Origin of the sequence: Caballeronia sp. GAWG1-5s-s (genome assembly GCF_023631445.1) — a bacterium.
Taxonomy (GTDB): domain Bacteria; phylum Pseudomonadota; class Gammaproteobacteria; order Burkholderiales; family Burkholderiaceae; genus Caballeronia.
Genome location: NZ_JALQDC010000045.1, coordinates 56,058 through 80,231 on the forward strand (window position 1 = coordinate 56,058; position 24,174 = coordinate 80,231).

Below are 24,174 nucleotides of genomic sequence, written 5' to 3' on the forward strand. Positions count from 1 at the left end.
TGCGCGCAGCCGCGCATCGCCTTCTATGTGCGGTGCCGCACAATCCGGCGCGATTCGTCACGTTAGTCTCGACGGCGGTCCACCGCCGTTTCATCGCGAGGCCCCTTCCAACGGTGCTGCATACCGCCCTTCCCCCGGCCACCCGTGAGAGCCTGCATGCCTACACCGAAAGTCAGCATCCTTCTGCCGATGTACGACGTGGAAGGATGCATCGCCGAGTGCGTCCGCTCGATTCTCGCGCAGACGCGCACCGACTTCGAGATCATCGCCGTCGACGATTGCAGTCCCGACCGCTCCGGCGAAGTCGCGCGTGCGCTGCTCGAAGCGCAGGACGTCATTCCGTGGAAGCTCGTGCGCAACGAGAAGAACGTCGGCATTGCCGAGACGCGGCGCATCGCGGTGAGTCACGCGAGCGGCGAGTATGTGCTGTGCGTGGACAGCGACGATTTCGTCGCGCCGAACGTGGTGGAAGTGGTGTGCCGCGAAGCCGACCAGCACGGCGCGGACGTAGTGATCTTCGCGGCGAAGTGCATCGACCCGCAGGGACGCGAGGTCTATCGCGTCAAGACCGGCAACGAGACCATCACCGGACTTCAGGCCGTGGGCCGCATCATGGACCTGAGCCTGCAGGCGTACTGCTGGAACAAGCTCTTCAAGCGCGAACTGTTCGCCTCGGTCGAGCATCCGGCCGGGCTCATCTACGAAGACATTCTCGTTTGCGTGCAGGCGCTTTCGCGCGCGCGCGTGGTGCGGCTGATTCCCGACGAACTGTACTTCTACGTCAAGCGCGGCAACGGGCTTTCGGTGCGCTTCAATCCGCGTATCGTGGACCTGTTCGAAATCATGGACCGCGTGGAGCGCGACACGCGCGGGCTGCCCATCGACAATGGCAGCAAGCTTTTTTTCCGGCTCAAGTACGTGTATGCGTACCGGAACATCGCGTTCGAAGCCGCGCGCCTCGCGCCCGATTACGCGACGGCCGCGCCGATACTCGACAGCGTGGCGAGCAAGCTGCGCTTCACGCATGTCGGCAAGATCTACGCGGACAAGCGGCCTAAGTTATCCGTCGCGATGTGTCTTCTGAAGATCCATCCGCGTATCTTTTTTCGCTTCGTGCGCCGCTTCAACTGACATCGCTCCCGATGCGCGCGCGATTCGCCTCCGCGACGCCCGCGCGCACGCGCCGGATCGCCGTCACGAGCGACAAGCCGATCAACGCGCGCCACAGTCCCACGCCGGCCGCGCCGACTGCGCCGACTGCGCCGACCCAGAGCGCAAACGCGCCGAGCACGAAGGCGCGGTCGCTCTTGCCGAACGGTCCGTCATAACGCCGGCTCGCGCCCGCGAGCGGCCCGGCGAGCCCCGCGCATTCCACGATTACCGCCAGGAGCGCGAAGAGCCAGACATCGGCCGCGCAGAATGCACGCTCCGCGAGAAACGGCAGCGTGAGCGCGACGTCGGAGACCACATCGCCCAGTTCGTTCAGGTACGCGCCGAGCGCGCTCTTCTGGCCGTGCTCGCGCGCCAGCATGCCGTCCATGGCATTGAGCGCCATGCGGATGAAAAGCCAAAGGGGAATCAGCAGGAACAGGAAATGGCGCGGCGAGCCGAATGCCGCAATCGCGCCCACTGCGATCGATCCGCCCGCCGCGGTCAACGTCACCTGATTCGCGGTCACGCCGTGGCGAAAGAGCCAGTCGGTCAGCGGACGCAAGAGATTCTGAAAGCGGGGCTTGAGTGCGTAGAGGCTCATGAGACGGGTGGGATGTCGAAAACAAGGCGCTACTATCGCGGCCCTTTCCGCACGCGTCAAACGCTAAGGACGCCGAAGCTCAACATTTGAGCAGGTTTGTCACAGCATCACCGATATCTGGCAAATCTCGTCACTGCGCATTGCAAGCGAACGGCGGATGTGAAAGGAATAGCAGCCTGACAATCACTATTCGCACTCTTACCCGATGAAACTCATGCACGTCTGGCAGCGCGACCTGCTGCTCGCGCTCGTGCGGCTCGTTGCGGGCGCGTATCCGGTATGGCATTGCGCCGCGCCGACCGCCACGCAGAAGCTCTATTTTTCGAATCACACGAGCCATATCGACACGCTCGCGATTCTCGCCGCGCTGCCACGCGAATTGCGCGATGCCGTGCGCCCCGTCGCCGCGCGGGATTACTGGGACACCGGGCGCATCAAGCGACATATCGCGCGCAATCTGCTCAGCGCCGTATTGATCGACCGCCGCCGTGAGACGGAAGGCGATCCGCTCGATCCGGTGCGCGACGCGCTCGCCGACGGCCACTCGATCATCATCTTCCCCGAAGGTACGCGCGGCGCCGACGCGCTGCCGCAAGCGTTCAAGAGCGGGCTCTTTCATCTGGCGAGCGAGTTTCGGCAAGTGGCGCTGACGCCCGTGTATCTGGAGAACCTTCAGCGAATCATGCCGAAGGGCGCCATCTGGCCGATCCCGCTCATCTGCAAGGTGCACGTCGGCGCGGGCGAAACCCTACGCGACGGAGAAGACAAAGCGCCGTTTCTCGCCCGGATGCGCGACGCCGTGATCGCGCTCGCTCAATCAGCACATCGAAATTAAGCTATGCCGACTTCATTCTGGAATCTCGTCGCGGGCGTCGTGGGCACGCTGACCTTCGCCACGCTAATCGGCGCGCTCCTCGGCGCGCGCGCGAAGGGCACGAGCGCGACCATCGTCAACCTGAATCAGCGCATCCGTGCCTGGTGGGGCATGATCGCGGTGATGGTCGTCGCCATCGGTCTCGGCGACAAGGCCACGTTCGTCGTCTTCGCGCTGCTTTCGTATCTCGCGCTGCGCGAATTCATCACGCTCACGCCGACCACCGCGAGCGATCACACCACGCTTTTCGTCGCGTTCTTCGTCGCGGTGCCGGTGCAATACGTGCTGCTCGGCATCGACTGGTACGGCATGTATTCGATCTTCGTGCCGGTGCATCTTTTCTTCGCGATGTCGCTCGTCTCCGCGCTCACGCAGGACACGCGCGAGTTCCTGAGCCGCAACGCGCGCATCAACTGGGCGCTGATGGTGTGCGTGTATGGTCTGAGCCACGCGCCCGCGCTGCTGACGCTCGATATTCCCGGTTATCGCGGGCAGAACGCGCTGTTGTTGTTCTACTTCCTGCTCGTCGTGCAGATCAGCGATGTGTTGCAGTACGTCGTCGGCAAGCTCTTCGGGCGGCGCAAGATCGCGCCGGTGCTGTCGCCTTCGAAGACCGTGGAAGGTTTCGTCGGCGGCGGATTGCTCGCGACCCTGTGCGGCGCGGCGCTGTATCGGGTGACGCCGTTCGGATTCGGCGCGGCGTTTCTCATGTCGCTCGCGATCGTGCTCGCGGGCTTCGTCGGCGGGCTCGTGCTGTCGGCGGTCAAACGCTCGCTCGGCGCGAAAGACTGGGGCGTGATGATCGCGGGACACGGCGGCATGCTGGATCGCGTGGATTCCGTCTGCTTCGCGGCGCCGGTGTTCTTTCACCTCGTCCGATATCTCTACGTTTGACGTTTGAGCGCCGCAAAAGAATGCGGCCCCTCGCGGGGCCGCCAAGCGTCATTGCGGGCGAAGTGCGGAGATCAGACCGCCATCACCGTCACCGACTTCGACACGAGATACGGCTCCAGCGCCTCGGGGCCGCCTTCCGAGCCGTAGCCCGAATCCTTCACGCCGCCGAACGGCATTTCCGGCCACGGCGTCGCGGGCTGGTTGATCCACAACATGCCCACTTCGAGCTGGTTCGTGAGCAGATGCACGTTTTTGAACGAGCGCGTGAACGCGTAGCCGGCAAGGCCGTACGGCAGGCGGTTGGCCTCGGCGATGGCGTCCTCCAGCGAATCGAAGCCGCGAATGGCCGCGACCGGGCCGAACGGCTCGTTGTTGAACACGTCGGCTTCGAGCGGCACGTCGGTCAGCACGGTCGGCGCGAAGAAGTTGCCCGCCGAGCCGATGCGCTCGCCGCCCGTCGCGATCTTCGCGCCCGCCTGACGCGCGTTCTCGACGACGCTCGCCATCGCGGTGATGCGCCGCGCGTTGGCGAGCGGTCCGAGCGTCGTGCCTTCGGCGAGGCCGTCGCCGACCGAGAGGCTTTCCGCGTGCTTGACGAGCGCCTTCGCGAAGTCGTCGCGCAGGCTGTTGTGAACCAGAAAGCGCGTCGGCGAGATGCAGACCTGGCCCGCGTTGCGGAACTTCGCCGCGCCCGACGCCTTCACGGCAAGCTCGACGTCCGCGTCTTCCGCGACGATCACGGGCGCGTGGCCGCCGAGTTCCATCGTCGCGCGCTTCATGTGCTGGCCGGCGAGCGCGGCGAGTTGCTTGCCGACGGCCGTCGAGCCGGTGAACGTCACCTTGCGGATGACCGGATGCGCGATCAGGTACTTCGAGATTTCGGGCGGATCGCCGAACACGAGTCCGAGCACGCCGTTGGGCACGCCCGCGTCGGCGAACGCGCGGATGAGTTCGGCGGGCGATGCCGGCGTCTCTTCCGGCGCCTTCACGATGAACGAGCAGCCCGTCGTGAGCGCGGCCGAGAGCTTGCGCACCACCTGATTGACCGGGAAGTTCCACGGCGTGAACGCGGCGACCGGGCCGACCGGCTCCTTCACGACCGTCTGCTGCGCGTTGACGTTGCGCGGCGGCACGATCCGGCCGTAGACGCGGCGCCCTTCGTCCGCGAACCATTCGATGATATCCGCCGCCGAATTCACTTCGATGCGCGCTTCGGCGAGCGGCTTGCCCTGCTCCATCGTCATCAGGCGCGCGATGCTGTCGGCGCGTTCGCGCACGAGCGCGGCGGCCTTGCGCATCAGCGAGGCGCGTTCGAGCGCGCTCATCTTGCGCCACGTCGCGAAGCCCGCTTGCGCGGCGGCCACGGCGCGATCCAGATCCGGAATGCCGGCGCGCGCGACGGTGCCGATTTTCTCGCCGGTGGCCGGGTTCACCACGTCGAGCGTGGCGCCGCCCTGCGCGTCGCACCATTCGCCGTTGATATAAAGACGCGTGTTCTGATACGTACCTGCAGTCATTGAGCACCTCTTGCTGGAAAGATGGTCCGCGCCGGTGCGTTTCCGGCGCGGCGTCTATTGCACGACGATTGCCGCTTCGGCGCTTCGGCGCATGCGCCGCGCTGCATCGTCGTCGAAAAGGAAAAGGATACGGATTAAATCGCGGGCGTGCATGGGTCGCCCTTCACTCCCCGCGCTTGCCGAAAAAGTCGATGAGCGCGTCGGTCGCGGCCTTGTCGTTCGCGAGCCGCGCGTAAAGGCCCGCCGCACCTTCGTAGATGCGATGTTCCGGGTACGCATCGCCGATGAACGCGGCGATCTCTTCCATCTCCGCGACCCAGCGATACGCCTTCGGCGGCATGCGCGGCACGTTACCTTCAAGCCACGCGGCAAGCTCGGGCTGGCTCTCGCGGAGCTCGTCGAAAAGCGCCTCTCCCGCGCCGTTGCGCATGGCGGCAAGCGCCATGGCCGAGCCGATCGCGGTCAGCCCCTTCGTGATGCCCGCGTACGACATCTTGAGCGCGGAGGCCGCGCCGACCGGGCCGTCGAGCACGCGCACGTTCAGGCCCGCGTCGCCGAGCACGGCTGAGCGCGCGGCGTGCGGTCCGGAGAGATAAAACTTCGGCGCCGACGGCGGCCCGATGATGGCGGCATCGACGAACGGCGCGCCGGTGGCATCGACCGTTCGGGCGATGGTCGCGGCGGTGTCCGGGCTGATGGCGTTGCAGTCGACGAAGACGGCTTTTCGGTCCGCCTGCGTGAGCGCGGGCGCGAGACGTTCGGCTGATTGCACGGCGACGGCCGGCGGCACGATGGAAAGAATGAAATCGCACGCGGCCAGTTCGGCGAGGCTCGCGTCCTCCATGCCTGCGTCTTGTGCACGAGCGGCGCTCGCGGCGCTGCGACCTTCGAGCGTCGTGAGCACGCGCGCGCCGGAGGCAGACAGCGCCCGGCCGACCGCCGATCCCATGCTGCCCGCGCCGAGCAGCGCAATGGTCAAACGAGTCAAGTGCGGCTCCTTGCGGATCGGTGACGAGACCCACAGGATACGCGGATGAGCGCGCGCTCGCAGCGCTCATCCGGCAACCGGACGCGTGGCTTTAAGCCTCGTCGCCCTTGATCTGCGGCAGCGCGGACGCCTCGCCCGGCGTGAGCAGCCCGACTTGCGCGTAGATGCGCAGCTTGTCGCGCGTATCGGTGATGTCGAGATTGCGCATCGTCAACTGGCCGATGCGGTCGCGCGGCGAGAACGTCGACGCCACTTTCTCCATCGACAGGCGTTCCGGCTGATACGTCAAGTTCGGCGACTTGGTGCTGAGAATCGAGTAGTCGTTGCCGCGGCGCAGTTCGAGCGTCACTTCGCCGGTGATCGCGCGCGCGACCCAGCGTTGCGCGGTTTCGCGCAGCATGATGGCCTGCGAATCGAACCAGCGGCCCTGATACAGCAAGCGCCCGAGGCGGCGGCCGTTCTCGCGGTATTGCTCGATGGTGTCTTCGTTATGAATGCCCGTCACGAGCCGTTCATACGCGATGTAAAGCAGCGCGAGCCCCGGCGCTTCATAGATGCCGCGGCTTTTTGCCTCGATGATGCGATTCTCGATCTGATCGCTCATGCCGAGGCCGTGACGCCCGCCGATGCGGTTCGCTTCAAGCAGCAACTCCACCGCGTCGGTGAACGTCTTGCCGTTCAGCGCGACCGGGCGGCCCTCCTCGAAGCGGATCGTCACTTCTTCCTTGTCGATCTTCACGTCGTCGCGCCAGAACGCGACGCCCATGATCGGATTCACGATCTTGATGCCCGATTCGAGGCTTTCGAGGTCCTTGGCTTCGTGCGTCGCGCCGAGCAGGTTCGAGTCCGTCGAATACGCCTTTTCCGCCGACATCTTGTATTCGAAGCCCGACTGGCGCATGAACTCCGACATCTCCGCGCGGCCGCCGAGTTCGTCGATGAACGTCTGGTCGAGCCACGGCTTGTAGATCTTCAGGTCCGGATTCACCAGCAGGCCGTAGCGGTAGAAACGCTCGATGTCGTTGCCCTTGTACGTGCTGCCGTCGCCCCAGATGTTGACGCCGTCTTCCTTCATGGCGGCGACGAGCATGGTGCCGGTCACGGCGCGGCCGAGCGGCGTCGTGTTGAAGTAGGTGACGCCCGCCGTCGAGATATGGAACGCGCCGCATTGCAGCGCGGCGATGCCTTCCGCGACCAGTTGCGCGCGGCAGTCGATCAGGCGCGCGCCTTCCGCGCCGTATTGCGTGGCGCGGCGGGGAATCGAGTCGTAGTCGTCTTCGTCGGGCTGGCCGAGGTTGCCCGTGTAGGCGTACGGCACCGCGCCCTTCAGGCGCATCCAGTGCAGCGCGGCGCTGGTGTCGAGGCCACCTGAGAACGCGATACCGACTTTTTGCCCAGTCGGAAGGCTTTCAAGAATTGTGCTCATTAGCGAAACCGTTAAGTCGACGTACGGGAAAAGGTGCAACTGGGCAGTATCAACCATGACCGGTGATATGACAAGTTTGCGCCAAAACCGCGTGTGTAGACGGTCGTTCGCCGCGAGCCGCCGTTAGTGCAGGATGTCGGTCGCCTTGTGCGTCGTGTCGACGCCGTCGATCAAGAACACCGCGCCGCGCGCGTGGCGGGTGCGCAGCGGCAGGATGCGCCGATACGCGTCGGACTCGTACCATCCGCGCGCGTGCGCGAGATCGGGAAACGCGATCGCGATGAGATCGCCGTGCCACTCACCCTCGCGCACGTCGCACGGCCCGCCGTGAATGATGAAACGCCCGCCGAACGGCGCGAGCGTGGCGTCGATCTGCTCCAGATACGCGACGATATCCGCGCACATGTCGACTTCATATAGATGGCCAACGGCGTAAGCGGTCATGTTGCGGCTCCTTCTTCTGTGTGGGGATGCCGCCGATCTTGCCCGCGCGTGCGCGTCGCGTCGATTACGTGCGAGGTAAAGCGAGTCAGCCGTTGCGAAACAGGTAGCTGTACGCATTGAGCGCGGGCACGCCGCCCAGATGCGCGTAGAGCACCTTCGATCCTTCCGGAAACTCGCCGTTGCGCACCATCTGGATCATGCCGTCCATCGACTTGCCTTCGTAGACGGGATCGGTCAGCACGCCTTCCAGCCGCGCGCACAGGCGAATGGCGTCGAGCGTGCCTTCGTTCGGCAGGCCGTATTCGGGGCCACCGAAGCGCGTGTCGAGAATCACGTCGTCGCGCGTGATGTCCTGGCCGAGATCGACGAGTTCCGCCGTGTGCTTCGCAATGCGCGTGATCTGATCGTGCGTCTGCTGCGGTTTCGCGGACGCGTCGATGCCGATCACGCGCCGCGCGCGGCCATCCGCCGCGAAGCCGACGACCATGCCCGCCTGCGTGCTGCCCGTCACCGAGCACACCACGACGTAGTCGAACTTGAAGCCGAGTTCGGCCTCCTGCTGCCGCACTTCCTCCGCGAAGCCGACGAAACCCAGCCCGCCCCGCGGATGCTCCGAGCAGCCCGCCGGTATCGGGAACGGCTTGCCGCCCGCCGCGCGCACGCTGTCCATCGCGTCCTGCCAGCTTTTGCGGATGCCGATATCGAAGCCGTCGGCAACCAGGCGCACGTCCGCGCCCATCATGCGCGACAACTGGATATTGCCGACGCGGTCATAGACGGCGTCCGAGTAGTTGACCCAGTTTTCCTGCACGAGCACGCACTTCATGCCGAGATGCGCGGCGACGGCGGCGACTTGACGCGTCTGATTCGACTGAATGCCGCCGATGGACACGAGCGTATCGCAGCCCTGTTCGAGCGCCTCGGGAATGAGATATTCGAGCTTGCGCGTCTTGTTGCCGCCGAACGCGAGACCGCTGTTGCAGTCCTCGCGCTTCGCATATAGCTCCACTTTGCCGCCCAGATGCGCGCTCAGGCGCTTGAGCGGCTGAATGGGCGTCGGCCCGAAAGTGAGCTTATAGCGGGGGAAACGTTGCAGGTTCATGGTCGGCATCCTGTGCGATTTGGGTCGGGCTGCCGCGCGTGATCCGCGACGCCTGACGGAAATCGTAGTCAATCTGGGAGAGGTCGGCGTTGCGAAGAAATTGGCTTTGGCCTAACGTGACCGCTTATCGGTTAGATAAAGCGCAGTTTTATTTCTTCGGATGGTGAATGCACGCAATGAAAAAAGCCACGCCGCGGCGAGAGCCGCCAGCATCGGGCATCGAGATCGATCGCGTCGATCGCGCGATCCTGCGTCAGCTTCAGCGCGATGCATCGATCTCCAATGTCGCGCTCGCCGCCAAGGTTCACCTGAGTCCGCCGGCGTGTCTGCGGCGCGTCGAGCGCCTGCGCGAAGCCGGGCTGATTCGCGGCACCGTCGCGCTATTGAACCCGAAGGCGCTGGATGCGGGCATGCTCGTGCTGATCGGCGTGGTGCTCGACCGCTCGACGCCCGAGTCCTTCACGGACTTCGAAAAGGCCGCGCAGAAGGTGCCGGGCTGCATGGAGTGTCACGTCGTTACCGGCGAGTTCGATTTCTTCATGCTGATTCGCACGCGCGACAGCGACAGCTTCAACCGGCTGCACGCGGAGAAGCTGCTGTATCTGCCGGGCGTCCGGCAGATACGGACCTTCGTGGTTCTGCGCGAGATTCTTTCGACGACAGCATTCCCCGTGTGACGCGCGCATGTGTCCTACCAGCGATAGTTCATGCCCGCGAACACTTGCCGCCCGTAGCCGAACGCGCACCAGCTTCCGTAGTAGCACGACGCCACGTACTCTTTGTCGAAGAGATTCTGCGCGTTGACATACAACTCCGCGCCTTTCAGCTGCGCGGCCGCGCGGCCGAGGTCATAGCGCAGCGTGGCATCGACCAGAAAGAAGCTCTGCACTTTGAAGTCGTTCTGCGTGCTGTACGTCGTGCCGGTGTATCGCCCGCCCGCGCCGAGCGAGAGGCCCGCAAGCGGCCCGCGATTGATCGTGTAATACGCCCACAACGACGCCTGGTTCTGCGGCACCGCCGGCAAATGCTTGCCTTGCAGGCCGCCGTTGTCCTTCGTGTAGACGGTATTCAAATACGTATAGCTTCCCGTCACGTTCAACGAATCGGTGAGACTGACCTTCGCTTCCAGTTCGACGCCGCGCGAGCGCGCTTCGCCCGTTTGCGACTGAAAGTTCGGGTTCGTGGCATCGACCGTCAGCAGGTTTTCGCGCGTCAGATCGAATAGTGCCGCCGTGAAAAGCGCGTCGTAGCCCTTCGGCTGATACTTCACGCCCACTTCGTATTGATGCCCGCGCTCCGGGTCGAACGCGCGGCCGTTGATGTCCGTGCCCACTTGCGGCGTGAACGACTCCGTGTAGCCCACATACGGCGCAATGCCGTTGTTGAATACGTACGTCAGACCGGCGCGGCCCGTGAACGCGCGGTCGGACTGGCTCGACGACGTGCCGAACGTTTCGTTGCGCGTCTTGCTGTTGATCCAGTCCTCCCGCCCGCCGAGCGTGAGGATCGCGTTGCCGAAACGCGCCTGATCCTGCGCATACACGCCGTATTGCGTGCCGCTCAAGACTTGCTTCGACAACTCGGGCACGGTAATGGTCTGGTTATACACGGGCGCGTACATGTCGATGGAAGGCGCCGTGCCGAAGCCGGAGACGAAGTTCGTCGCGTAGTGCTGATAGTCGAAGCCGACGAGCAACGTGTGGTCGATCGGCCCGGTCGAGAAGTTGCCTTCGAGTTGATTGTCTAGCGCGACGGTATTCAGATTGTCCTGCGAATAAGCGGTGCCGCGATCCAGCGTGCGCAGATCGGCTTCCAGCGCGCTCGCGTAGACGCTCTTGTAGTCCTGCGCCAGATGCATGTAGCGGCCGTTCGCGCGGAACGTCCACGCGTTGGTCAGGCGTCGGTCGAACTTATAGCCGACGGATTCCTGCACGCGGTTGAAGCTCTCGAAGCTCGGATCGCCGTCGTAGAAATTGCTCGGCAGCTTGCCCTTCGGGTTATAGAGGACGGTCCCTTGCGGCGGCACGCTGCCGTACGAAGAACTGCGCGGATCGTGCTGATAGAGGCCGAACAGCGTGAGCGACGTCTTGTTGTCCGGGCGCCACGTGAACGACGGCGCAATCGCAATGCGCTCGTTCTTCGTCATGGCAACCTGTCCGTCTTCCTTGCGTCCGATGCCGGTCACGCGGAAGAGATAGCGGTCGTCGCCGGCAATCGGCCCGGACAGATCGAACTTGCCCTGCACGTGCCCGTAGTTGCCGACTTCGACGCCCACTTCGTGCAGCGGCTCCACAGTCGGCAGCTTGCTTTCCATGTTGAGCAGCCCGCCCGCCGCGGCTTGCCCGTACAGCACGGACACCGGCCCTTTCAGGACTTCGACGCGATCCATCAGATACGGGTCGAGTTGCGGTGTCGAATACCAGCCGTTGCCGATGAGCTTCAGCCCGTTCCAGTACGTGTCGGCGTCGAAGCCGCGCACCTTCAGCAGATCGTAGCGCGTGGCGATGGCACCGCGCGTTTCCGGCGTCACGCCCGACACGTAGCGCACGGCGGCATTCAGCGTCTGCGCGTTCTGCTGATCCATCTGATCGCGCGTGACGACGGACACCGACTGCGGCGTCTCGATAATCGGCGTGCCGGACTTGAGCGCCGTCGAGCTGGACTTCGCGACGTAACCTTTCGTCGGTCCGTATGGCGCGTCCTGATCGCTTTGAGCCGTCACTTTCACCGCGGGCAGCGTGCTTTCCGCTGGTGCGGTGTCGGCGTCGACCGATTGCGCGTTCACGCACGCGCTCGCCGTAAACAAAAGCAGCGCCGCCGTTCTCAGCGGTCGCAGGGCGAACCGGCTGGTCTTGTCTGAATTCATGCTTCTTCTCGTAGCCGTCGTGGTTTTAAATGCGAATCATTATTATTCAACGGCGGATTGTGCCCGCTGGCTTTACGTTTGTAAAGCTAACGACGACGCGCGTTAATGCGAGCGTCGACGGGCGCAGTCAGAAGATCGCGATGAGGATGACGCCCGCGACAGCCAGGCCGGCGCCCAGCAGACGCAACGCGCTGGCCTCCCGCACTTGGAAGCCCATGAGGCCGAAGTGGTCGAGCGCGAGCGATGTCACGACAGCGGAGATGACGACGATCGTCGTGAAGGTGGCCGACCCGAGCTTTCGCGTGATGAGGAGCGAGCACATCAGAAAGAGCGCGTTGCAGATGCCGCCGACATACGCCCACCACGGCAGGCTGCCGAGGCGCGAGAGCGCGGGCCGCACGCCGAAGCCGAAGAACGGCACGCACACGGCAAGGCACGCCGCGCCGATCAGATAGACGATCAACGCGGACACGATCGGCTCGTGCAGCCCCTTGAGCAGCGCCGAGTTGCTGCCCGATTGCAGCGGGTTCGAGACGCCCGCCAGTACCGCGAAGACCGCGAGTAGCCAGTGCATGATGTGGCCTCAGACAGTGAGCCGGGCGTCGCGGAACGCGTCCCGCTCGGCGACGGCGGGAAGCTGCACCGGGCGATTTTCCGCCGCCGAGCGATAAATCGCTTCCATGATCCTTTGATCCTGCAGTCCCTCTTCGCCGGGCGTCGCGGGCGTCCTGCCGGTCAGGATGCATTCGGCCATGTGGTCGATCTCCGCGCCGAACTGGTTGGCGTCTTCGAGCACGCGCTCTTCGCGCACCTCGACGTCCTCGCGTTCCGGCGAGCGATGCTGCACCGACAAGCGCAGGCCTTTGTACGCGAACGCCGGATCGAGCACCACCGTCCCGCGCTGAAAGTGAAGGCGTGCGACGCGCGATTCGTGTGCATCGTAAGCGGCCGAGCAACGCGCGACGACGCCCGACGGAAAGCGCATCTGCCACGAAATGTTCTCTTCGACTTCCGCGAAGCGCGCGTCGCCCGGCGTGCTCCACGCCCAGGCCGACACTTCGATCGGCTCTTCGCCGGTCACGAATCGCGCGAAGTTCAGGCAATAGAGTCCGATGTCCGGCAACGATCCGCCGCCCGCGAGGCGCTTGTCGTGCCGCCATTGATCCGCCTCGCCCTGCACCTGACCGTTATGCGCTTCGATGATCTTCAGTTGTCCGAATGTTTTCGATCTCGCCAGCCGCGCGGCCTCGCGATTATGCGGCTCATACTGCAAGCGGTATGCGACCATCAGCATGACGCCCGCATCCGCGCATGCGCGAATCATCTCTTCCGCTTCGGCCGATGTATTGCTCAACGGCTTCTCGCACAGCACATGTTTGCCGATGCCCGCCGCCGCGATCACCTGTTCGCGGTGCAAGCCGTTGGGCGTCACGATATAGACCGCCTGCACGTCGTCGTTGGCGGCGAGGCGCGCCCATTCGTCGTAGCCGTACACCGCTTCGGCAGGCGCGCCGTATTGCCGCGCCACGCGTTCGCCCTTTGCCTTGTCGCCGGTCATCACGGCTGCGAGCCGCGCGAGCTTGGATGAAGCCAGCGCGGGCAAGATCGAATCGAGACTCAGACGGCCGAGGCCGACGATGGCGAAGCCCACCTTGCGATCAGGCGCAAGCGGCGGTAGCTCGACAGGCGAGCGCCGCTCCGAAGCGCCGACAAAGGGCGGGCGTGTCTCGGGTTTGTCCTGCCCGGTCGATGGCAAGCCTGACATGATGTGCTCCGTGAGTCGCAGTGCCGTATGGCGTTGGCATCAGCTAGAGCAACGGCTATTCCTGTCGATGATCGCCGGGTCTTCGATTGCGTCCTCGAGCAGAGCGACGAATGCCGCGACCGGCTGCGGCAGCGTGCGTCCTGCCATCGTCTGAATTTGCAGTGTGCGTTGATGCAGTTCGGGATTCGAGATCGGCACGGCGGCGAAGCCCTCCGCGCCGAGACGGCTGCGCACCGTGAGATAGCCGGTGAGCGTGATGGCGTCCGTGAGCCGCACGAAGCTTTGCAGCGCCATGTGGTAATTGCCGACGAAGACGGGCTCGAACACGAGTCCTTCGAGACTGCACGCGATGTCGAAGAGTTGTCGAAGCGTCACGCCCTGGCTATGCATCGCGAGCGGCCATGCATGCAGGTCCGCGAGTGACACCGATTCGCGCGATGCGAGCGGATGGTCGCGCCGCATCAGCGCATAGACCGGCGCGCGCTGCGCATACTGCACGTGCACGTCCGGCTCGGGCGCCATGCTGAAGCACACGGCGATGTCGTGCGAGCCGTCGCGCACGCGCTGTGTCGCGATGGACGGCGCGGACACGTCGAGCTGAAAGTGCGCGCGCGGATGCGTGGTCAGGAAATGCGCGAAGGCTTGCGGCAGGAAGTCGGGCGCCACGCCTTCCGAAGCCGCGATGCGAATCGTCGCGCGGCCGCTTGCGGCGAGTCCGCGAATCTCGTCGATCACGCGCTCGTCTTCCAGTTGACTGCGGCGCGCGTGATTGGCGAGCAGGCGGCCTGCTTCGGTCAGCACCATGCCGCGCGGGCGTCGCTCGAAAAGCGGCGTGCCCATTTGCTCCTCGATTTTCGCGATCTGCCGGCTGAGCGCGGACACCGCGACGAAGAGCCGCTCGGACGCCTTGCTGAGCGATCCGCTGCGAGCCACTTCGAGGAAATAGCGTAAAGCCGTCTGGTCCATGCGCCGTCCGTATCCGCGTTCGAAGTCGAAACCGCGCTTTGCCGAAAAGGCAAAGGTTCCTGAGAAATATTGTAATTGTCCAGAAATATCGGCGAGGTCAGCATGAATTGGTCGGCGGCTACGGCTGCCTTTTCAGCTTCGACGGAGACCGACGTGACCCGCGACACCGCCCTTCAGATTGCCGACCGCTACTTTCAGTCCGGCGCCTTTCTCGACGACTTGCAGCGGCGCGTCGCGTATCGCACCGAAAGCCAGGAGGCCGACAGCGCCGCGCGGCTCATGGCTTATCTCACCGAGGAACTGACGCCGACGCTCACGATGTGGGGCTTCCGCTGCCGCGTGGTCGAAAATCCTGTGGCTGGCGCGGGGCCGTTTCTTGTCGCGCATCGCCATGAAGGCGACGACCTGCCGACGGTGCTGAGCTACGGCCACGGCGATGTCGTGCGCGGCTACGACGCGCAGTGGCGCGAAGGCTTGTCTCCGTGGAGCGTGACGGTCGACGGCGACCGCTGGTACGGCCGCGGCACCGCCGACAACAAAGGGCAGCACTGCATCAACCTCGCCGCGTTGAAGGCGGTGCTCGACGCGCGCGGCGGCAAGCTCGGCTTCAATCTGAAGCTGCTCTTCGAGACCGGCGAGGAAGTCGGCTCGCCCGGCCTTTCCGCCATTTGCGAGCAGCTGCGCGACGAACTCGCCGCCGACGCGCTGATCGCCTCCGACGGACCGCGCCTCGCCGCCGACCGCCCGACGATGTTTCTGGGCTCGCGCGGCGTCATCAATTTCCGGCTCGACGTGAAGCTGCGCGACGGCGCACATCACTCGGGCAACTGGGGCGGCCTGCTGCGCAACCCGGGCATCGTGCTCGCCAACGCGATCGCGACGATGGTCGACGAGAACGGCAAGATTCTGATCGAAGGCTTGCGCCCGCCGCCGATTCCCGATTCGGTGATTCGCGCGCTCGCGGACATTACTGTCGGCGGCAATCCGGGCGAACCGGAAGTGGACGCCGATTACGGCGAGCCGGGACTCACGCCCGCCGAGCGCGTGTTCGGCTGGAACAACATGGAAGTGCTGGCCTTTCGCACGGGTAATCCCGACAAGCCGGTGAACGCCATTCCCGCGACCGCGTTCGCGCACATGCAGATCCGCTTCGTGGTCGGCACGGACTGGCGCAATCTGCAGCAGATCGTGCGCGATCACCTCGATGCGCACGGCTTCCCGATGGTCGATGTCGAAGTGGAGCGCGGCATGCCCGCGACGCGCGTCGATCCGGACAATCCGTGGGTCAAGTGGGCGCTGCGCTCGCTCACGCAGAGCACGGGCACGCGGCCCGTGCTCTTGCCGAATCTCGGCGGCACGCTCCCGAACGACGTCTTCGCCGATGTGCTCGGCATGCCGACGCTGTGGGTGCCGCATTCGTATCCCGGCTGCTCGCAGCACGCGCCGGACGAGCATTTGCTCGGGTCGGTCGCGAGCGAAGGGCTGCGCATCATGGCGGGCCTCTTCTGGGATCTCGGCACGCGCGAAGGCGATGCCGCCAACGGCAATCCCGCCGATCATCTGCCGCGCAAGACGAACGGAGGGCTTCGCCATGAGTGATTCGGTCACGATTTCGACGTCGCCCAAATCGCACGGCAAGGAGCTCGGCGTCGCACGCCTGATCGTCGCGACATCGATCGGCAACGCGCTCGAGTTCTACGATCTCGTCGTGTACGGCTATTTCGCCGGAACCTTGTCGAAGCTCTTTTTCCCGACGCAGGATCACACGGTCTCGCTCTTGCTCACGCTCGGCACGTTCGCGCTCTCGTATCTCGCGCGGCCGGTCGGCGCGCTCGTGCTCGGCTCGTACAGCGACCGCCGCGGACGCAAGGCGTCGCTCACGCTTTCGATCGCGATGATGACGCTCGGCACCGCGATGGTCGCGCTGATGCCGACCTACGCGACCATCGGGCTCGCCGCGCCGGTGCTGATCTTCGTCTCGCGTCTGTTGCAGGGCTTCTCGGCCGGCGGCGAGTTCGGCAGTTCGACGGCCTTTCTCGTCGAGCACGCGCCCGAGCGCAGTGGCTTCATGTCGAGCTGGCAGTTCTCCAGTCAGGGCGCGAGCACGCTGCTCGCGTCGCTGTTCGGCGCGGTGCTGACCGGCTCGCTGACGCCCGCGCAGCTCGAAGGCTGGGGCTGGCGCATTCCGTTTCTCTTCGGTGTGCTGATCGGACCGATCGGGCTTTATATCCGGCGACGCATCGACGAAACGCCCGAGTTCGAGCACGCGGAGAAAGTCGCGTCGCCCGTGCGCGAACTGCTCGCGACGCAGAAGGAGCGCCTGCTCGTGTCGATCGGATCGCTCGTGCTGACGACGACCGCCAACTACATGCTGCTCTACATGCCGACGTATGCCGCGCGGCAGTTGGGACTCGCGCCCTCGTCCGGCTTCATCGCGACGTTGACGGCCGGTTTCATCATGATGGTGCTCGTGCCGGTGGTCGGGCATCTCTCCGACAAGTACGGGCGCACGCGCATCATGCTGATTACCGGCGTGATCTTCTTCCTGACCGTCTATCCGGCCTTCATGTTCATGAACGCGCATCCGTCGCTGCCGACGCTGCTCGCCGCCGTGATATGGGTCGCGCTCCTCAAGGCGACGTACTTCGCGCCGATTCCCGCGCTGATGTCGGAGCTTTTCCCGACCGCCACGCGCACGACCGGCATGGCGTTCGGCTACAACATCGGCACCACTGTGTTCGGCGGCTTCACGCCGCTGGCGGTGGCGTCGCTCATCGCGTTGACGCATAACAATCTCGCGCCGGGACTGTATCTGATGATCGCGGCAGTCGTGAGTCTCTTCACACTGTTCTGGGCGCGAAAGCGCCTGGACGTGCGTTGAACGTTTCGAATTCAGCCAGGAAGTTCTCACATGAATGAAGCATTGCAGCGTGCGATCCAGTTTTCCGTCGATCACGAATCGACTTGGGATCGGCAAGTGCACGGCAACTGGGGCGTGCACGTCAACGATCCGCCGCCGTGGAATCGGCTGCTCGGGCCGGTGCATGATCGCGGGCCGGTTTCGGGCGCGCTTGCCGTCGATGGTCGCGTGATCACGACGTGGGGCGAGCCGGACCGCGCGGACCTGACGTTCAGCATCGCGAAGACGTATCTCGCGCTGCTCGCGGGCGTCGCGCATGATCGCGGACTGCTGCCGGATCCGGACGAGCCGGTGCGCGTGCGCGTGCCGGGCATCGGCTTCGACGATCCGCATAACGCGCCGATCACGTGGACGCATCTGCTTCAGCAAACCAGCGAATGGCAGGGCGAGTGCTTCGGGCTTTCGGATCAGGCCGACCACTACCGCGCGGTCACGTTCGGCGAGCCGCCCGCAGGGAAGAAGGGCGAGCTGCGGCCGTTGCGCACGCCCGGCACGTACTGGGAATACAACGACGTTCGCATCAATCAGCTCTCGCTCGCGCTGCTGCATCTGTTCCGGGAGCCGCTGCCCGATGTTTTCCGCGATGCCATCGCGCGACCGCTCGCCTTAAGCGACAACTGGAACTGGGCGGGCTATGACCACGCGTGGGTCGACATCGACGGCAAGCGCATGCAGTCCGTGCCGGGCGGCACGCATTGGGGCGGCGGGATGTCGATCAGCGCGAACGATCAATTGAAGATCGCGCAGATGCTGCTGGATGACGGCGTGCGTGTTGGGAAGCGCGTGCTTTCATCGGAATGGATTGCGCGGATGCGCACGCCGTGCCCGCTTGCACCGTTCTATGGCTACCTCGTCTGGCTCAACACCGGGCGGAAGATGTTTCCGGGGGTGCCCGAGACGAGCTACTTCGGCATCGGCGCGGGAAGTTCGTTTATGTGGATCGAGCCCGAGTCGCGGATCGCGTTGAGCGTGCGATGGCTCGATTCCGCGCATGCGGCGGAGTTTTTTGCGTTGATGTTTGAGGCGGTGACGGGGACGCGCGGGGCGGTACAGGGCTAAGGAGCGGCGGGCGGGTCTTTGGTGAGGGCTTTGTAGCGACTGTTGCCCGCACCGCTGTTTGTGTTAGTAAGTACTCTGCCGTTTTGGTGGGTGCGATGCGGAAGGACCGTTAGTTGCGTATTGGTGGTGTTGCGCCAATGCGTTTGAGCCCTCAAGAACGGCTTCGCCTGTTCGTTAACAAGAGGAAGCCAACCAACGACCGACGCATGTCCTCCACTCTTCCTTTTCGCCGCTCGGCTCACGCGACGCACACGCGGCTCTCGAAAGCTCAATTGCTGCCCATCGCTCGCGGCGTGGCAGATGAGCTCGCTCTTCACGCCCATCTCGCACTCGAGACGCTGCGCGCGGGATCGCCGGATATCGGGCCGGCTCAGCATGTGGCCGAAGTCATGCTGCTCGCTAAGTTTCTCGCGGATGCAGGGCATGGCAACTTCCCGGACGAAGCCCTCATCGAAGCCGATCAAACGATTGCGCGCGTGTTCGACGGCGGGCGCGAAGGCGGCTCGTGGTGCATTCGCGCCGATGAAGTCGATCGGCTGGCGGCGATCGTGTCGCTCTACGATCATCAACTGAAACGCGCGACGCTTGGCGCGTTGACTGCGGCGAGCGACCGGCTCGAGCGGTTCAAGGCGGGAGAGCCGTATCAGGGATTGCGGAAGAAGCGGGCTTGAGGGTGAGGGTTCGGGCGCTGGTGGGTGATTAGCGGCGGGCGCCATTGGGGCCGATAATGTATCGTTTGTTACGATACGGCGGGGTCGGGCCTGGAAAGGGGCAAATTCTTCTAATGTAACGGCTTGTTTTCGCCGCCGTTAGCGGCGCGGCGGACTCGACGCGTGAAACAAGTTTAGCAAGTCTTCGGAAGGCATTGATTCTTCGCTGTTTTCCGAGGTGGATGACGGTTGTATAGTGTTCCACGGCTGGCGATACGACCGTCACTGCGCGTCCAAGTGAAGCGCTCAATGGACTGCTTGTTGTAAGAGTCGTGCCGCCACGCGACGCGCATGAAGTGAGCGCTGTAGCCGGCAATGCACGCGCCGAACGTCGCTGACTTGTTCCCGACAGTGCGTCTGGCGCACTCTGCCCTTGCTATCGGTGTGATTCGCGATGAGCGTTGTCGGGTGCTTGGAGCGGCTCGAGATGATGCTGTACGACGTTGCACCATTGACGCGCCGGCTCGAACCCCGCCCGCATGCGGCAGTCGCGCTGCCCCGATTCACATACTGATTAGTCCGAAAGCCCAACTTCCGGCCAACGGAAATGCGGCCCATCTCCGCAGCCCCTCCGCTGGTTCGCTCGCCGTTTGGCCCATCGAACGTCGGAACGCTCGGAGCAACGCGAAGCGGGCCGGACGGTTCCGATGCGGCAAATTGTAGGCGCCGCTTGTCTCCAAAGTTTGACGCGATCCGCTAGATTCCCCTCGATGATTGCAAGCCGTCCCGCTGCGCGGACGATGTGGAGGGCGGTTGGTACACCGCGAGCGCCTCACCGCCGCGCCGGCTTTACTTGGAACACAGCCGCTTGCCTTCGCCCATCAACTTCGCCCTGATGGCTGGCGTCGCCCCGCACTGCTCGCAGGACTTTACCCGCGTCTGCTAGTTGGCAGGCTGTGTCTAAGCCTTGATTGTTGCGACGAACCTCAATGGTAGAAGCGCCAACATACGTGGTCTGCTACGAATGGTGAGGCTCATAAATGGTTGCTACCCCGTCGAACTCCAGTTAGGCCAGCGATCTAGTCACGTAACCACCGCGTTCCCACTTCACAGGCTGACGTCGATGGCACTATGGACACGTGGGCACTCCCGGCAACGGTCACCTAAACTTTAACTACGAGGGAGGGTTACCTGCATTCGATCGTTCACATGACTACCGATCCAACGCTGTTGGACCGGGACCGTCCTAATGACAGCCCTTTAAACGCAAGAAATGCCACGCTAGTGGCGATTGCGCTCGAGGGCGGATAAAGTGAATGCGAGCTTTTCCGCGACGTCGTAATGCGGTTTTCGCTGCGGTGCCAAGCCACAAACGGCTGAGAGTCACGGTCGGACGGATGAAGGTCTGCCAGGCCCGGAACGCTGTGAGGATGGCAACTCACAGTCGTGTGTAACTTGGCTCACAGCGCTGCTTCATGAGCGGCTAATCGAAGCTCTTGGATTCGCTAGTACGTCTTGGACGGTGTCCGAATTCGGACACTTGTGGTTCGCTGGTCAGGCGCGTATCAGCGAGCGGGGGATCGGCGACACGCATCAGAGATGGTTGCGATTGAGGCACACCCAGCCGTTAATCCGAAGCTCTCGGATTGGCTTGTACATCTTGGACGGTGTCCGAATTCGGACACTTGTGGTTCGCTGATCGGGCGCGCGTTAGCGAGCGAGGGTTCGCCGATATGCGCTCGAAACGGTTGCGAATAAAGGCACGCCCAGCCGTTGATTTCTGCGCGTCATATTGAGGCACCGGGTCCGTTCTCTCGCTACTTCGCATCGGGCCACGCAATTGGCACCTCCTGCTCGTCGCCGCCGATCGACTTCTGAACACGAGTCGATCGACACCAACCACTGACACTCCGGCGGCCATCAGAACTCACGTTAGCAATCCCCGTTTGCAAGCACCTGCGTTGCGGCAGGCCGCAGCGTGGGGCTGCTTGCCGCACGGATGCATGCGAGTGCGCGAACCGTGGCACCGCCCCTGTTGCGCCTTTAGTCGCGCCAGGCTTTTCGGCCCGCTAACCCGCTGCCGGCTTTGGCTGCGCCAAGAGCGGAATAGCCGGCGCGGGAAGATTCATAGCTGATAGTGCCCAAATTCGGACACGAAGCAACCGGAAGCAGAGCAGCCTCCGCCGTTCGGAAGCGCGTAGCAATACGCAATCAGCTACGGCGCCACAAACTGCCGACTCCCGGCGCCACCTTGAATTGTGTCCGAATTCGGACACTCCACTGCGGGCTCACTTGCCAGCTTTTCAGAATAAGACAGCCCACGCAACGTCGCGGCGCTTGCCGCCCCGACGCACCGGTTACATCAGCACGCGGATCGCGCCACCGGAAAACGGGTCAACGAAGAGTGCCCGGCACAGCCGAAAAAAAAGCCCGCGTCGCGGGCCAATCGATTCATTCCGATCTGATAGAGAACATCTTCCCTATATGTTCTCTCAGCTGGTTTTCCTGCTCTTCAGTGACCACGCCTGCTTTAAACTTGAACGTCAAACCTTTAACATCCTTCGTGATACTCCCGGCCTGCACCTTCCCGGCAAATATCTTCAGAATACTGCGCCCTCCGGCGTCCGTAGTCGCACCACCGCGACTGACATGCGCGCCCAAACTCGCGGCGAGCTTCGTCTGCACAAGGTCGCCCGACAAGACCTGAGGCCACAGTTCCTGCAACGCCTTCAATCCAGCGTCCCCCGACTTCTTCAAAGCATTCGCAACGTCCTGTGCCGACGACGCTCCCAAAACAGAAGGCGTCAAATCCAGATCGCGCTTCACAAAATCAGGCAGCGCGTCGAAAGCCAAGAACCTGTAGAGATCGCTGCGCGAGATCCCCATCGCCTCAGCCAATCGCGTCCGATTAGGAAACTCCGCTTCCGCACGTCTGATAGCAATGGCAATCTCATAGTCCGACAGATCGTCGCGCGTGACGTTTTCCATCAACGCAAGCGCCGCCATGTCCTGATCCGAGCAATCAATCACAACCGCCCGTATCGTCTCCTTATTGATAAGCTTGTGCGCGCGCAGTCGACGCTCGCCGGCTACCAACTGGAACGACTCTCCGATCCGTCGGACGGTAACCGCTTGCAGCAACCCGACTTCATCGATGGAGCGAGCCAGTTCCGACAGCTTGCTCTCGTTGAACTGACGACGCGGTTGCCACGGATTCGGCACGATCGCGTCCAGGGGAATCTCCGTCTCGACGCCCTTTGACTCCAACTCCTGAATCCGCAGCTGCGCCGCCGCAAGCGCGCTCGTGATGCCCGGCATCGTCTGCGGACCGCGGGCGTTGCGATCCTTCTTCGCCTCGCCCTTGAAGTCGGCCGGCTTCGGAAGGTTGGCCGTCTTGGCCATGAGTTGTTCTCTGATGTTGTTACTCACGCCGCCTCCTTCCAGGATTTAACGAACATATCGTCGAGCCACTTCGCGTACTGCATCATCGGCTGCCGAACCCGTTGCAACGACTTCGCCGTCGAGTGCGTGCTGACTACATCCAGCGCAGTGGAGAACGACAACGCACCGCCACTCATCACAGAGCTTGCCGGAATCTCGAAGGGATCAAGCCAGCGTCCATATGCGCTCTGCGCCCATTGCCGGACCACCGGCGCCGACGATGTCTTACCGTAGTCGACCTTCGACAGCAGGATTGAAATAAAGTCGTACACCTTGTCTTCCTCGTACGGCAAGAAGTCTTCAGCGACATCGGAAAAAAGCCGCCAGAATGCCAACGAGCTGATGAAGTCGAGATTCTCGGGAATCATCGGCATGACGAGCGCGTCCGCGGCCAGCAACGCGTTGAGGTTCATGTACGACAGCGAGGGCGACGTATCGATCAGAATGTAGTCGTACTGCGCCCGCAGCGGCTCGAGGCCTTCCCGCAGCACAGCCCAGAACCGATAGCCCTGAATCGTCTTCTGGCGTGCCGGAAGTAGGAACTCCGCTCCGTACAAGAATGTGTGGCCGGGGATGATGTCGAGGCCATCCCAGTAAGTCGACTGAACGCTCGCGCCCAGCCCGCCCTCCACGTTCTGGTCATAGATATAAGGCAGCACCGTGTCGTCCCCCGAGATTTCCTTCTCGGCATAGAGTCCACACAACTCCGACGCCGACGCCTGCGGATCAAGATCGATCAGCAAGACTTTTCGACCCAGCAGCGTCAGCGCTTGTGCGAGGCAGACCGTTGTCGTAGTCTTTGCCGAGCCGCCCTTCAACTGAGCCGTGGTAAGCACCTTGCCGCGGAACGTGCCGTCGGCATCGTCGAGCCGCGTCTGATAGATATCGGACGCCATCTTCACCCACAGACGAACCTCGGGTAGCGTGAACGTCCGGCTGCGTCCGTTCCCGTTGAGCGTGCCGCTCGGCAGACCGCCTTCGCCCTTGGTCACAAGATATTGAATCTGCTGGCGAGTGAGATTGCACATCTCGGCGAGCTCGCTGATGGTATAGAAGGGCGCAGTCTTGCGCGGGCGCGGCGCGAGAATCTGCTCGCGAAGGTTGTCCGAAAACGGTTCGAGGTTGTCCGCAAACTCCGCGACTTCCCGGAGCGACACCTTGCGATCTTCCATTGGTAAGCTACCTACGTTGGCCATTCTGCGCTTTCTCCCTGTATTGACGCTGAAGCGCAGAATACACGAATATGCGTAAACAGGCTTGCAAAGCGGTGAAATTTCGCAGTTTCTTGTGGCGAAAGGGGCCTGAAGCGTGGTGTTTCGGCTCTTGAATTGCCGACCTCACCATCTAAGAGCCAACGTTTAAAACGCGTTATTGCCACGCGGAAACGCGTCCCGCACAAAAACCGTCCCGGAGGTGGTTTTTGTGTTTAGCCAAATGCTCGGCAAATCAACGACTTAGCGATAGCGAATAGCCAATCGGCCGCCGTGCAATCTTGGTTTGTTCCGTTTT

General features: G+C 63.4%; 20 protein-coding genes. 8 read left to right on the plus strand and 12 right to left on the minus strand.

Annotated features, from left to right (window positions below; translation table 11 throughout):
* The first annotated feature begins 156 nt into the window (after positions 1–156).
* A complete protein-coding gene (locus NCR34_RS26975) occupies positions 157–1,131 on the plus strand; it encodes a glycosyltransferase family 2 protein (protein WP_250501339.1) in 975 nt (324 codons plus the stop codon).
* On the opposite strand, the gene NCR34_RS26980 is transcribed toward NCR34_RS26975, so the two are convergent.
* Positions 1,124–1,753 (minus strand): CDP-alcohol phosphatidyltransferase family protein, encoded by a 630-nt coding sequence (locus tag NCR34_RS26980; RefSeq protein ID WP_250501340.1) that lies wholly within the window; start codon positions 1,751–1,753, stop codon positions 1,124–1,126. The genes NCR34_RS26975 and NCR34_RS26980 overlap by 8 nt on opposite strands.
* Positions 1,754–1,958: 205 nt before the next feature.
* On the opposite strand from NCR34_RS26980, the gene NCR34_RS26985 reads away from it, so the two are divergent.
* Both NCR34_RS26985 and NCR34_RS26990 read left to right on the plus strand, forming a co-directional pair.
* Positions 1,959–2,588, plus strand: a complete 630-nt coding sequence (locus NCR34_RS26985; RefSeq protein WP_250501341.1) for a lysophospholipid acyltransferase family protein — start codon at positions 1,959–1,961, stop codon at positions 2,586–2,588.
* Positions 2,589–2,591: 3 nt separating this feature from the next.
* Positions 2,592–3,521 (plus strand): phosphatidate cytidylyltransferase, encoded by a 930-nt coding sequence (locus NCR34_RS26990; RefSeq protein ID WP_250501342.1) that lies wholly within the window; start codon positions 2,592–2,594, stop codon positions 3,519–3,521.
* Between the two features lie 71 nt (positions 3,522–3,592).
* Here NCR34_RS26990 and NCR34_RS26995 read toward each other — a convergent pair whose 3' ends face one another.
* The 5 genes from NCR34_RS26995 to NCR34_RS27015 all read right to left on the minus strand — a co-directional run bounded on the left by NCR34_RS26995 (position 3,593) and on the right by NCR34_RS27015 (position 8,998).
* Positions 3,593–5,038 carry an NAD-dependent succinate-semialdehyde dehydrogenase gene (locus NCR34_RS26995; protein WP_175943797.1) on the minus strand — a complete coding sequence of 482 codons (1,446 nt, stop codon included), beginning with the start codon at positions 5,036–5,038 and terminating at the stop codon, positions 3,593–3,595.
* A gap of 163 nt (positions 5,039–5,201) precedes the next feature.
* Positions 5,202–6,026 carry an NAD(P)-dependent oxidoreductase gene (locus NCR34_RS27000; RefSeq protein ID WP_250501343.1) on the minus strand — a complete coding sequence of 275 codons (825 nt, stop codon included), beginning with the start codon at positions 6,024–6,026 and terminating at the stop codon, positions 5,202–5,204.
* Positions 6,027–6,117: 91 nt separating this feature from the next.
* Complete coding sequence (argG, locus tag NCR34_RS27005) at positions 6,118–7,452, minus strand: argininosuccinate synthase (RefSeq protein ID WP_250501344.1); 1,335 nt, start codon at positions 7,450–7,452, stop codon at positions 6,118–6,120.
* A 123-nt stretch (positions 7,453–7,575) separates the two neighbouring features.
* Complete coding sequence (locus NCR34_RS27010; protein WP_250501345.1) at positions 7,576–7,896, minus strand: DUF1330 domain-containing protein; 321 nt, start codon at positions 7,894–7,896, stop codon at positions 7,576–7,578.
* An 85-nt stretch (positions 7,897–7,981) separates the two neighbouring features.
* Complete coding sequence (locus NCR34_RS27015; protein ID WP_250501346.1) at positions 7,982–8,998, minus strand: 1-aminocyclopropane-1-carboxylate deaminase; 1,017 nt, start codon at positions 8,996–8,998, stop codon at positions 7,982–7,984.
* 167 nt (positions 8,999–9,165) lie between these two features.
* Here NCR34_RS27015 and NCR34_RS27020 point away from each other — a divergent pair, with 167 nt between their 5' ends.
* Positions 9,166–9,675, plus strand: coding sequence for an Lrp/AsnC family transcriptional regulator (locus tag NCR34_RS27020; protein ID WP_250501347.1), 510 nt, complete (start codon positions 9,166–9,168; stop codon positions 9,673–9,675).
* Positions 9,676–9,689: 14 nt separating this feature from the next.
* On the opposite strand, the gene NCR34_RS27025 is transcribed toward NCR34_RS27020, so the two are convergent.
* From NCR34_RS27025 to NCR34_RS27040, 4 genes are all read right to left on the minus strand, one after another.
* The gene (locus NCR34_RS27025; protein ID WP_250501348.1) at positions 9,690–11,864 is read right to left on the minus strand and encodes a TonB-dependent siderophore receptor; all 2,175 of its coding nucleotides are present in this window, start codon (positions 11,862–11,864) and stop codon (positions 9,690–9,692) included.
* A gap of 127 nt (positions 11,865–11,991) precedes the next feature.
* Complete coding sequence (locus tag NCR34_RS27030) at positions 11,992–12,438, minus strand: DMT family transporter (protein WP_250501349.1); 447 nt, start codon at positions 12,436–12,438, stop codon at positions 11,992–11,994.
* A gap of 9 nt (positions 12,439–12,447) precedes the next feature.
* Positions 12,448–13,629 (minus strand): Gfo/Idh/MocA family protein, encoded by a 1,182-nt coding sequence (locus tag NCR34_RS27035; protein WP_250501350.1) that lies wholly within the window; start codon positions 13,627–13,629, stop codon positions 12,448–12,450.
* 39 nt (positions 13,630–13,668) lie between these two features.
* On the minus strand, positions 13,669–14,595 hold the full coding sequence (locus NCR34_RS27040) for a LysR family transcriptional regulator (protein WP_250501351.1): 927 nt from the start codon (positions 14,593–14,595) through the stop codon (positions 13,669–13,671).
* Between the two features lie 153 nt (positions 14,596–14,748).
* On the opposite strand from NCR34_RS27040, the gene NCR34_RS27045 reads away from it, so the two are divergent.
* The 4 genes from NCR34_RS27045 (at position 14,749) to NCR34_RS27060 (ending at position 19,245) form a co-directional block, all read left to right on the plus strand.
* On the plus strand, positions 14,749–16,194 hold the full coding sequence (locus NCR34_RS27045; protein ID WP_250501352.1) for a M20 family metallopeptidase: 1,446 nt from the start codon (positions 14,749–14,751) through the stop codon (positions 16,192–16,194).
* Positions 16,187–17,476, plus strand: a complete 1,290-nt coding sequence (locus NCR34_RS27050) for an MFS transporter (RefSeq protein ID WP_250501353.1) — start codon at positions 16,187–16,189, stop codon at positions 17,474–17,476. Before NCR34_RS27045 ends, NCR34_RS27050 begins: the two co-directional genes overlap by 8 nt.
* A 30-nt stretch (positions 17,477–17,506) precedes the next feature.
* The gene (locus NCR34_RS27055; RefSeq protein WP_250501354.1) at positions 17,507–18,574 is read left to right on the plus strand and encodes a serine hydrolase domain-containing protein; all 1,068 of its coding nucleotides are present in this window, start codon (positions 17,507–17,509) and stop codon (positions 18,572–18,574) included.
* Between the two features lie 206 nt (positions 18,575–18,780).
* Positions 18,781–19,245: a hypothetical protein gene (locus tag NCR34_RS27060; RefSeq protein ID WP_248324217.1), complete on the plus strand. Its 465-nt coding sequence runs from the start codon at positions 18,781–18,783 to the stop codon at positions 19,243–19,245.
* Positions 19,246–21,675: 2,430 nt separating this feature from the next.
* On the opposite strand, the gene NCR34_RS27065 is transcribed toward NCR34_RS27060, so the two are convergent.
* Together NCR34_RS27065 and NCR34_RS27070 are read right to left on the minus strand one after the other, a co-directional pair.
* Complete coding sequence (locus tag NCR34_RS27065; protein WP_248323649.1) at positions 21,676–22,653, minus strand: ParB/RepB/Spo0J family partition protein; 978 nt, start codon at positions 22,651–22,653, stop codon at positions 21,676–21,678.
* Positions 22,650–23,861: a ParA family protein gene (locus tag NCR34_RS27070; protein ID WP_244851785.1), complete on the minus strand. Its 1,212-nt coding sequence runs from the start codon at positions 23,859–23,861 to the stop codon at positions 22,650–22,652. Before NCR34_RS27070 ends, NCR34_RS27065 begins: the two co-directional genes overlap by 4 nt.
* Between the last annotated feature and the right edge of the window lie 313 nt (positions 23,862–24,174).

What these genes read in the sequence shown, in the direction of transcription:
- NCR34_RS26975 (WP_250501339.1), top strand. Translation starts at nt 157, where the DNA reads ATGCCTACACCGAAAGTCAGCATCCTTCTGCCGATGTACGACGTGGAA.
- NCR34_RS26980 (WP_250501340.1), bottom strand. Translation starts at nt 1,753, where the DNA reads ATGAGCCTCTACGCACTCAAGCCCCGCTTTCAGAATCTCTTGCGTCCG.
- NCR34_RS26985 (WP_250501341.1), top strand. Translation starts at nt 1,959, where the DNA reads ATGAAACTCATGCACGTCTGGCAGCGCGACCTGCTGCTCGCGCTCGTG.
- NCR34_RS26990 (WP_250501342.1), top strand. Translation starts at nt 2,592, where the DNA reads ATGCCGACTTCATTCTGGAATCTCGTCGCGGGCGTCGTGGGCACGCTG.
- NCR34_RS26995 (WP_175943797.1), bottom strand. Translation starts at nt 5,038, where the DNA reads ATGACTGCAGGTACGTATCAGAACACGCGTCTTTATATCAACGGCGAA.
- argG (WP_250501344.1), bottom strand. Translation starts at nt 7,452, where the DNA reads ATGAGCACAATTCTTGAAAGCCTTCCGACTGGGCAAAAAGTCGGTATC.
- NCR34_RS27010 (WP_250501345.1), bottom strand. Translation starts at nt 7,896, where the DNA reads ATGACCGCTTACGCCGTTGGCCATCTATATGAAGTCGACATGTGCGCG.
- NCR34_RS27015 (WP_250501346.1), bottom strand. Translation starts at nt 8,998, where the DNA reads ATGAACCTGCAACGTTTCCCCCGCTATAAGCTCACTTTCGGGCCGACG.
- NCR34_RS27020 (WP_250501347.1), top strand. Translation starts at nt 9,166, where the DNA reads ATGCACGCAATGAAAAAAGCCACGCCGCGGCGAGAGCCGCCAGCATCG.
- NCR34_RS27025 (WP_250501348.1), bottom strand. Translation starts at nt 11,864, where the DNA reads ATGAATTCAGACAAGACCAGCCGGTTCGCCCTGCGACCGCTGAGAACG.
- NCR34_RS27030 (WP_250501349.1), bottom strand. Translation starts at nt 12,438, where the DNA reads ATGCACTGGCTACTCGCGGTCTTCGCGGTACTGGCGGGCGTCTCGAAC.
- NCR34_RS27035 (WP_250501350.1), bottom strand. Translation starts at nt 13,629, where the DNA reads ATGTCAGGCTTGCCATCGACCGGGCAGGACAAACCCGAGACACGCCCG.
- NCR34_RS27040 (WP_250501351.1), bottom strand. Translation starts at nt 14,595, where the DNA reads ATGGACCAGACGGCTTTACGCTATTTCCTCGAAGTGGCTCGCAGCGGA.
- NCR34_RS27050 (WP_250501353.1), top strand. Translation starts at nt 16,187, where the DNA reads ATGAGTGATTCGGTCACGATTTCGACGTCGCCCAAATCGCACGGCAAG.
- NCR34_RS27055 (WP_250501354.1), top strand. Translation starts at nt 17,507, where the DNA reads ATGAATGAAGCATTGCAGCGTGCGATCCAGTTTTCCGTCGATCACGAA.
- NCR34_RS27060 (WP_248324217.1), top strand. Translation starts at nt 18,781, where the DNA reads ATGTCCTCCACTCTTCCTTTTCGCCGCTCGGCTCACGCGACGCACACG.
- NCR34_RS27070 (WP_244851785.1), bottom strand. Translation starts at nt 23,861, where the DNA reads ATGGCCAACGTAGGTAGCTTACCAATGGAAGATCGCAAGGTGTCGCTC.